The 7,824-nt window shown below is 61.3% G+C and carries 10 protein-coding genes; 5 read left to right on the top strand and 5 right to left on the bottom strand.

What is annotated here, in order from left to right; all coding sequences use genetic code 11:
* A partial coding sequence (locus tag RTS12_RS10690; protein WP_312528288.1) for an SPOR domain-containing protein occupies positions 1 to 351 on the top strand: 351 nt, incomplete at its 5' end.
* 19 nt (positions 352 to 370) lie between these two features.
* On the opposite strand, the gene RTS12_RS10685 is transcribed toward RTS12_RS10690, so the two are convergent.
* The 3 genes from RTS12_RS10685 to RTS12_RS10675 all read right to left on the bottom strand — a co-directional run bounded on the left by RTS12_RS10685 (position 371) and on the right by RTS12_RS10675 (position 3,680).
* Positions 371 to 1,393: a hypothetical protein gene (locus RTS12_RS10685; RefSeq protein WP_312528286.1), complete on the bottom strand. Its 1,023-nt coding sequence runs from the start codon at positions 1,391 to 1,393 to the stop codon at positions 371 to 373.
* Between the two features lie 255 nt (positions 1,394 to 1,648).
* The gene (rpoH, locus tag RTS12_RS10680) at positions 1,649 to 2,554 is read right to left on the bottom strand and encodes an RNA polymerase sigma factor RpoH (RefSeq protein WP_312528284.1); all 906 of its coding nucleotides are present in this window, start codon (positions 2,552 to 2,554) and stop codon (positions 1,649 to 1,651) included.
* A 109-nt stretch (positions 2,555 to 2,663) separates the two neighbouring features.
* A complete protein-coding gene (locus RTS12_RS10675; protein WP_312528282.1) occupies positions 2,664 to 3,680 on the bottom strand; it encodes an RluA family pseudouridine synthase in 1,017 nt (338 codons plus the stop codon).
* On the opposite strand from RTS12_RS10675, the gene RTS12_RS10670 reads away from it, so the two are divergent.
* Entirely contained in the window at positions 3,679 to 3,987 is a 309-nt protein-coding gene (locus tag RTS12_RS10670; RefSeq protein WP_312528280.1) for a DUF6476 family protein, read from the top strand. The two genes, RTS12_RS10675 and RTS12_RS10670, sit on opposite strands and share 2 nt — an antisense overlap.
* On the opposite strand, the gene RTS12_RS10665 is transcribed toward RTS12_RS10670, so the two are convergent.
* Positions 3,984 to 4,232, bottom strand: coding sequence for an accessory factor UbiK family protein (locus RTS12_RS10665; protein ID WP_312528278.1), 249 nt, complete (start codon positions 4,230 to 4,232; stop codon positions 3,984 to 3,986). The two genes, RTS12_RS10670 and RTS12_RS10665, sit on opposite strands and share 4 nt — an antisense overlap.
* Before the next feature lie 105 nt (positions 4,233 to 4,337).
* On the opposite strand from RTS12_RS10665, the gene lgt reads away from it, so the two are divergent.
* The 3 genes from lgt to pgeF are packed head-to-tail and all read left to right on the top strand — an operon-like array spanning position 4,338 to position 7,103.
* Entirely contained in the window at positions 4,338 to 5,219 is an 882-nt protein-coding gene (gene lgt, locus RTS12_RS10660) for a prolipoprotein diacylglyceryl transferase (RefSeq protein ID WP_312528276.1), read from the top strand.
* A complete protein-coding gene (locus RTS12_RS10655) occupies positions 5,216 to 6,355 on the top strand; it encodes an SAM-dependent methyltransferase (RefSeq protein WP_312528274.1) in 1,140 nt (379 codons plus the stop codon). The genes lgt and RTS12_RS10655 overlap by 4 nt, the downstream gene beginning before the upstream one ends.
* Positions 6,339 to 7,103 carry a peptidoglycan editing factor PgeF gene (gene pgeF, locus RTS12_RS10650; RefSeq protein WP_312528272.1) on the top strand — a complete coding sequence of 255 codons (765 nt, stop codon included), beginning with the start codon at positions 6,339 to 6,341 and terminating at the stop codon, positions 7,101 to 7,103. Before RTS12_RS10655 ends, pgeF begins: the two co-directional genes overlap by 17 nt.
* A 70-nt stretch (positions 7,104 to 7,173) precedes the next feature.
* Here pgeF and RTS12_RS10645 read toward each other — a convergent pair whose 3' ends face one another.
* Complete coding sequence (locus RTS12_RS10645) at positions 7,174 to 7,668, bottom strand: Lrp/AsnC family transcriptional regulator (protein WP_312528270.1); 495 nt, start codon at positions 7,666 to 7,668, stop codon at positions 7,174 to 7,176.
* Positions 7,669 to 7,824: the final 156 nt, after the last annotated feature.

Below are 7,824 nucleotides of genomic sequence, written 5' to 3'. Positions count from 1 at the left end.
TCCCCGCCGATTGGCGCCGGACCTGCGCAGATCGCAGCCCCGGCCAATGCAGCAACCAATGCCGCCAGAAATGCTGTACCTGCCAAAAGCGGCACGGTCCTATCCCTGACGGAATATATCCCCGCTGGTGCCCGTTACGTGCAGATTGGCGCATTCGCGCGCCCCGAAAATGCGGAACGCGCGGCCGCAAAGCTGCAAAAAACCGGCTTGCCGATCATGCGCCAAACCAATCAAAGCAGCAAAGGTGGGCTGGTGATCCTGATGGCCGGACCGTTTCCCGGTCGCCAGCAGGTAGTGATGGCATTGGATCAGATCAGGCGGGCGGGATTTCGCGATTCCTATGCGCGCTGATCGGGCGGCATAAGGCGCGCTACTCGTCGCAAATTTGCTGAAGCGCGATCCATTGGCGATCTTCAAGGATCGGTTGGGCGGGCAAAGCGGTGCGATAGGGGTCGGCCTCGATCAGGCCCAGAACGGATTCCCCACTTGGGTCAAGCGATCGTGCATAGGGTTGGCTGGCAACGCCTGCTTGTTCAAAAAGATCAAGCAACAGCTCGTCTTCGGGCACAATCAGCGGCGCGGCCAACAGCTTCTCGCCGTAGCCATCAAGGCTTTCGCGCGGCAGGCTGCCCGATGTCATCAACTGAAATGTTGCGCGCGGCCCGGCGTAGCGCAGGGCCTCAAACAGCGGGTCATCCATACGGGCCACCGCTTCGGCCGCCAAGATATATCCTGCTGCCACCTCGGGCGATTGCTGGCCGGAAATCAGATCGTTGCCGATGACCGTGATCGGGCCGGGCAGGCGAATGGCCGAGCGCAGTGTCGCAGGCACGACGGCGATGGATTGTCCGGGGCCAAGCAGACTTTCCGCAAAGCGGGTGGCGGCAGGACCCGCCGCAGGGCGCCGACACGGAGAGCCGGTGACGCGGGTGATCTCGGCCAGAACCATCCGGCCGATCTCGGCGCGTTGTGCAGGCGGGGAAACCTGAGCGGCATGACGCACCAAAGCGGGCGGCAACCAGACCGAACCCAAGACCAAAAGACAAAGCCCGCCGACCAGCATCATGCGGTTGCGCAGGCGGCCTGAACTGGGCCGTCTGGCTTCGATGGCGCGGTGGACTTTGCCCATGGCCGCGATCATCAGATCATCATCAACCTCAAGCGCCTCATCCGTATCCGCGCCGCCGGGCGAGTAACGTGCTGGCAACTGGCCGGGGTTCAGACGGTGAACGGCAGGCAAGGACCAATGGGCCAGAGGGATTTCAGATTTGGGATCGGTCAGGATCAGCGTCGCATCGCCAAAAGAGACGATGACGTCATGCGCTTTGCCCTGGGGGGTCTCGCGCCAGACGCCCACCGCCTCAAGGCGCTGATACTGATTAAGCGCTGTCATTTCTGCGCCCAAAACCCCTGTTTACCATTATGACCTTAGGCGCTGATTTTCGCCGGTCAACCACTGGCCCCGGAAATGGACGCGAAGCATGGCGATTGGCAATCCCCGAACTGCGGATCGGCCCGCCGGCCACACAAAATAATCGCGGCAATGCAGAAAATCAGCCATGAACACCCGCTAGGATGCGGTGCGGGCGCGCATTCCCTTGATGGGATGCAAGGCCCGAGCCAAGCATTGTGGCCCGGGCGATGACTGTCAGGCCGGGGCAGGAATGGTCATGCCCTTTTCCTGAGCCAGCACACGCATACGCTCTTGCAGCTTTTCAAAGGCGCGCACTTCGATCTGGCGGATGCGCTCGCGCGAGACATTGTAGCGTGCCGACAGGTCTTCAAGCGTCATCGGATCGTCGCGCAGGCGCCGCTCCATCAGAATGTCTTTTTCGCGATCATTCAACGCATCCATTGCCGCAATCAGCATTTCGCGGCGGGTTGTCAGCTCGTCTTGCTCAGCGAAGTTGCCGGCTTGATCGGCATTCTCATCCTCAAGCCAGTCTTGCCACTGCGCCGTGCTTTCCCCTTCGCCCGAGCCGACGGTCGCGTTCAGCGAGGCATCCGAACCGGCCAGACGGCGGTTCATGTCGATGACCTCGCGTTCGGTCACATTCAGATCCTTGGCGATCTGCGCAACGTTTTCGGGGCGAAGATCGCCCTCTTCCAGTGCGCCCAGCTTGGCCTTGGCTTTGCGCAGATTGAAAAACAGCTTTTTCTGCGCCGAGGTCGTGCCCATTTTGACCAGCGACCAAGATCTGAGGATATATTCCTGAATCGAGGCACGGATCCACCACATCGCATAGGTCGCAAGGCGGAAGCCCTTTTCAGGGTCAAAGCGCTTGACGGCCTGCATCAAGCCGACATTGGCCTCTGAGATGACCTCGGCCTGGGGCAGGCCATAGCCGCGATAACCCATGGCAATTTTTGCTGCCAGACGCAGGTGACTGGTGACCAGCCGATGCGCGGCCTCGGGATCTTCGTGATCCACCCAGGCCTTGGCCAGCATATATTCCTCTTCCGGCTCAAGAAGCGGAAACTTGCGAATTTCCTGCAAGTATCGGTTTAGCCCTTGTTCGGGACTGGGGGCCGGAAGGCCAGTATAGTTCGCCATGTAAAAATCCCTGTTCCCGCCTGATAGCGGGTTATCCTTAAAACGCGATTAACGCTTCGGAGTTCCGGGCTGACGACATCGTGACAATCGGTCGGTGAATGATCCCGTCTTAGCCTCGCATAATCCCGAGCAATTCTGTCATATCTTCGGGCAGTTCGCTCTCGAAGGAAAGTAACTCTCCGTTGAGCGGATGAACAAAGCCCAGATGGGCGGCGTGAAGCGCTTGACGCCCGAAGGTGGCGGCGGCGCTGACCGCCTGAGGGCTAATCGCTTTGGGCGACAGTTTGCGATTGCCGCCATAGGTCGGATCGCCGATCAGCCCCAGCCCGGCATAGGCCATGTGGACCCGGATCTGATGGGTGCGCCCGGTCTCAAGGCGGCATTCGACCAGCATGGCTGACGCAGGCGAGCCAAAGGTTTCGATCATTCGTGCTCGCGTCACCGCATGGCGGCCGTGCAAAAAGCTGACGGCCTGGCGCTGGCGGTCGTTGGGGTGGCGCCCCAGCAGCGAGGTGATCTTGACCACGCCGCCCGGCTCGAAGCTGATGCCGCGCAGGCCCGCAAGGCGCGGATCGGCGTGATCGATGGTGCCGAATGCCAAAGCCTGATAGCGCCGTGACGCACTGTGATCTTCGAATTGTTTGGCTAGCCCCTGATGCGCTCGATCTGTTTTGGCAACCACCAGCAGTCCCGAGGTTTCCTTGTCGATCCGGTGCACGATCCCCGGCCGTGCGGCCCCGCTAATCCCCGACAGACTGCCCGCGCAATGGGCCAAAAGCGCATTGACCAGCGTCCCCGATGGGCTGCCGGGCGCGGGATGGACCACCATGCCTGCGGGCTTGTCGATCACGATCAGCTCATCATCCTCATAGACGATGTTCAAGGCGATGACCTCGGGCTGGGCCTCGATCGGGATCGGCTCGCCCAGGGTGATGCAGTAATCACCAGGGGTGACTTTTGCCTTGCCGTCGCTGATCAGGCCCAATGGGCCGCTGACCGCGCCATCGGCGATCAGTTTGGCCAGACGCGAGCGCGACAGCGCCGCTTGCGCTGGCGCGGCGCTGGCAAGGGCTTTATCAAGGCGGTCGGTCGTGCCATCAGGCAGGGTGATAATGAGGTCGGGCATGTCCGGGAATTTCGCGAAAGAAACAGAAACCGAAGCGAGTGTGCCGATGCTGCGCTATCTGCGCGCTTTGGTCACGGGGCTTGCGGTGGTGATGGGGCTGGGCATTATCGCCATTGTCGCGATCCTGTGGCTGCGGCTGGGTGCTGTGACGCCCCTGCCTGTCCTGCCCGAAAACATCACGCTACCTGCGGGAACAAGCGCCGCAGCGGTGACCTTTGCCCGCGACTGGATCGTTGTCGTCAGTGACACGGGCGAAGTTTTTCTTTTTGACCGGGCAGGCCAGCTGAAGGATCAGATCCGACCTTAGGCCGAGGTCTTGCCTTCCAGCGCATCCAGACGCGCCCGCAGCTCGGCATTCTCGGTGCGAGCCTTGATTGCCATTTCACGGACCGCTTCGAATTCTTCGCGGGTCACAAAGTCGCGATCTGCCAGCCAACGGTCGATCCAGCCGTTGAAGGCGGTCTGTGCCTCGTCCTTGGCACCTTGGGCCACGCCCATGGCATTGGTCATCAGTTTGCTGAGATCGTCGAAAATACGGTTCTGCGCGGACATCGGTGGCCTTTCGGATCAGGGTCGGTTTCTATATGGCGCTCTAACGGGGCGGGTTCAATGTCCCTCTCGACCCATGACGCATGCCAAAAGCAACAAGAGGCGCCCATGATCCCTTTCCCAGATATTTCGCCCGAGATCGTGACAATCCACCTGTTCGGACAGGCGTTCTCGCTGCGCTGGTATGCAATGGCCTATCTGGTCGGGCTGCTGCTGGGCTGGTGGATCATCGTGCAGCTGATGAAGCGTCCCGCGCTGTGGGGTGGCACGGCCCCGATGGAGCCGGGCAAGGTCGAAGAGCTGCTGACCTGGGTGATCGTGGGCGTCATCCTTGGTGGGCGGCTGGGGTTTGTGCTGTTTTATGATCTCGATTTCTATCTGGCCAATCCTGCCAAGATCCTAAGGGTCGATCAGGGCGGGATGTCCTTTCATGGCGGCTTTTTGGGCGTGGTGCTGGCTTCTTGGTGGTTTTGCCGTAAGAACCATATTCCCGCCTTGCGCCTGGCTGATGCTTTGGCGGTGGCGACGCCGATTGGCTTGGGTCTTGGCCGGGTTGCGAACTTCATCAATGCCGAGCTGTGGGGGCGTCCGACCGATCTGCCTTGGGGGGTGATCTTTCCCGGAGAGGCCGCCCAGAACTGCCCCGGCGTCGTTGGCCTTTGTGCGCGCCATCCAAGCCAGCTTTACGAGGCCGCACTTGAGGGGGTCTTGCTGGCAATCGTGCTGTTTGCGCTGGTGCGTGCGGGCGGGCTCAAGCGGCCGGGTCTGGCTTTGGGGATTTTTGTCTCGGGCTATGGCATCAGCCGCTTTATCGTTGAATTCTTTCGTCAGGCTGATGCGCGCTTCATCACGCCAGATAATCCGCTTGGCCATGTCCTGGGTGGGCCGGTCTGGGGGATTTCACGTGGCCAAGAGCTGTCCTTGCCGATGATCCTGATCGGGCTCGGCTTTGTCATCTGGGCCTTGCGCCGACCCGCCGTCACGACATGAGCGGATTTGACCGCACCATGGGTGATGCGCCTCTTGCAACCCCGTTGGCGCAGCTGATCGCTGCAGGTATCCGCGCCGGTGGCCCGATGCGGATTGATGAATATATGCAGCTGTGCCTGCTTCATCCCGAGCATGGCTACTACGCCACCCGCGACCCGTTTGGCGCGCATGGCGATTTCACCACCGCGCCTGAAATCAGTCAGATGTTTGGCGAAATGATCGGCCTTGCTCTGGCTCAGGCCTGGCTGGATCAGGGCCAGCCCAAGCCCTTTACCTTGGCCGAGATCGGGCCGGGGCGCGGAACCTTGATGGCTGATCTGCTGCGTGCGATCAAAATCGTGCCCGGCATGCGCGAGGCAGCCGATGTGATTTTGATCGAGGCCTCGCCCCATCTGCGTCAGTTGCAGCGCGACAAGCTGGGACAGGTGCGCCATCTGGACCGCATCGAGGATCTGCCAAAGCAGCCGCTGTTCTTGATTGCCAATGAGCTGTTTGACGCTTTGCCGATCCGTCAGTTCCAGCGCGCCCGGCAGGGCTGGTCCGAGCGGATCATCGCGCTTGACCCGCAAGGCGGGCTGGCCTTGGGCCTTGCGGCGCCGATTAAGGGGCTGGGGGACGGCGGGCTGGGGGACCTGCTGCCTCAGGATGACCCAGACCTTCCCGAGGGTGAGATCCGTGAGATCTGCCCCTTGGGCGTGTCGATCGCCTCGGGGCTGGGCGCCTTGGTGAGCCAATATGGTGGGGCCGCGATCTTTATTGATTATGGCACCTGGGATGGGCACGGCGATAGTTTCCAGGCCCTACGCCGCCACCAGCCCGAAGATGTCCTTGCCCATCCCGGCGAGGCCGATCTGACCGCCCATGTCGATTTCGCCCCACTGGCCCGCGCCGCACACCGCCAAGGTGCCGCAGTCTCGGGCCTGGTGACCCAAGGGGCGTGGTTGCAGGCAATGGGAATTGCCACCCGCGCCGAGCGTCTTGCCGCGGCGGGAGATGCAGGCGCGATGCAGGCGCTTCATCGCTTGACCGGCGGGGATGAAATGGGCCAACTCTTCAAAGCCATGGCGATATGGTCGCCAAAGTTTCCCCCGCCTCCGGGCTTTCAACCCCAGGACCCCGATGCACACGACGCTTGAAATCCTGACCGACGAGCTGCTTTTCCCGGTTAAACATGGCTTTTTTACCCGCAAGGGCGGGGCCAGCTCGGGCTTGTTTCAGGGGCTGAACTGCGGGCGCGGCTCAAGCGATCTGGCAGAAATCGTCGCCATCAACCGTGGCCGTGTCGCAGATGCGATGGGGGTCGGCGCTGATCATCTGGCGACCGTTCATCAGGTCCACTCTGCCGATGTTGCCACGATCGGCTCGGCCGCGGATCTGGAGGGGCTGGACCAGCGCCGCGCCGATGCGATGGTGACGAATGTCCCCGGCATTGCGCTGGGAATTTTGACCGCCGATTGCCAACCGATCCTGTTTTGCGATGCAAAGGCGGGCGTCATCGGCGCCGCCCATGCGGGTTGGAAAGGCGCGCTTGGTGGCGTGATCGAGGCAACGGTCGGTGCCATGCAAGATTTGGGTGCGCGCCATATCCGCGCGGTGATCGGGCCGTGCATCAGCCAGCGTGCCTATGAGGTCGGCCAGGATTTCATGGATCAGTTCTTGGCCGAGGATCGCGGATATGACCGCTTTTTCGCGGGGGGCGCAAGTGGCCGCCCGATGTTTGATCTGCCCGGATTTGGTCTGATGCGCCTGCGCGATGCGGGGGTGAATGCGGTCTGGACCGGTCATTGCACCTATAGCGATCCGACGCGGTTTTATTCCTATCGCCGCGCGACCCATGAACAGGCCGCTGATTACGGCCGCCTGATTTCAACGATTTCGTTATAAGCGGCTGATCGGCGAGGTCTGAACTGCGCGGACAGGCTCCGCGCGACTTGCCCTGGTTGCGGCCGGCTTATTAAGCCAGCTGCCGGCTTTCGACCACCTCAAAGGGAATGGCCGGCTCGTCCTTGGCACAGCGGATGACCAGACTGGTTTTGACGCTGGCCACATTTTCTGCCGAGGTCAGCCCTTCGGTCAGAAAACGCTGGAAGCTGGGCAGATCCGGCGAGACGCATTTCAAAATAAAGTCGATTTCGCCGTTCAGCATGTGACATTCACGCACAAAGGGCCAGCTGCGGGCCTGCGCCTCAAAGGCGGACAGGTCTTTCTCGGACTGGCTGTGCAGACGCACCATCGCGAAAACTTGAACTTCAAAGCCCAGCTCGCGCGGGTCGATATCGGCATGATAGCCGCGAATATAGCCGGTTTCCTCAAGCGCACGGACGCGACGCAGGCAGGGCGGGGCAGAGATTCCAACACGACGGGCCAGTTCGACGTTCGTCATTCTGCCGTCGGCCTGCAACTCTGCCAGGATCTTGCGGTCAATATCGTCAAGTCTGGCAGCGCTCATCTATCCCTCTTGCCCATTTGGGCGTAAATTCTTGCCGGAAGCTACCGTGAATGTGCGGAATGCGCAACATTCTTTCCGCAATCGGGCCACACCCCCGGGCGCTTAATCCTTGAAAGCGCCAGAAGTTAGGGCACGGATTGCAACCGGCTCCGGTGA

Origin of the sequence: Paracoccus sp. (in: a-proteobacteria), assembly GCF_032007265.1 — a bacterium.
Lineage (GTDB): Bacteria > Pseudomonadota > Alphaproteobacteria > Rhodobacterales > Rhodobacteraceae > Paracoccus.
The sequence above is the reverse complement of the archived record's forward strand: the minus strand, read 5'-3'. Positions and strand labels throughout refer to the sequence as shown.

Bases quoted from the DNA above. Each gene is read 5' to 3' on its own strand.
- RTS12_RS10685 (WP_312528286.1), bottom strand. From the start codon at position 1,393: ATGACAGCGCTTAATCAGTATCAGCGCCTTGAGGCGGTGGGCGTCTGG.
- rpoH (WP_312528284.1), bottom strand. From the start codon at position 2,554: ATGGCGAACTATACTGGCCTTCCGGCCCCCAGTCCCGAACAAGGGCTA.
- RTS12_RS10670 (WP_312528280.1), top strand. From the start codon at position 3,679: ATGTCCGGGAATTTCGCGAAAGAAACAGAAACCGAAGCGAGTGTGCCG.
- RTS12_RS10675 (WP_312528282.1), bottom strand. From the start codon at position 3,680: ATGCCCGACCTCATTATCACCCTGCCTGATGGCACGACCGACCGCCTT.
- RTS12_RS10665 (WP_312528278.1), bottom strand. From the start codon at position 4,232: ATGTCCGCGCAGAACCGTATTTTCGACGATCTCAGCAAACTGATGACC.
- lgt (WP_312528276.1), top strand. From the start codon at position 4,338: ATGATCCCTTTCCCAGATATTTCGCCCGAGATCGTGACAATCCACCTG.
- RTS12_RS10655 (WP_312528274.1), top strand. From the start codon at position 5,216: ATGAGCGGATTTGACCGCACCATGGGTGATGCGCCTCTTGCAACCCCG.
- pgeF (WP_312528272.1), top strand. From the start codon at position 6,339: ATGCACACGACGCTTGAAATCCTGACCGACGAGCTGCTTTTCCCGGTT.
- RTS12_RS10645 (WP_312528270.1), bottom strand. From the start codon at position 7,668: ATGAGCGCTGCCAGACTTGACGATATTGACCGCAAGATCCTGGCAGAG.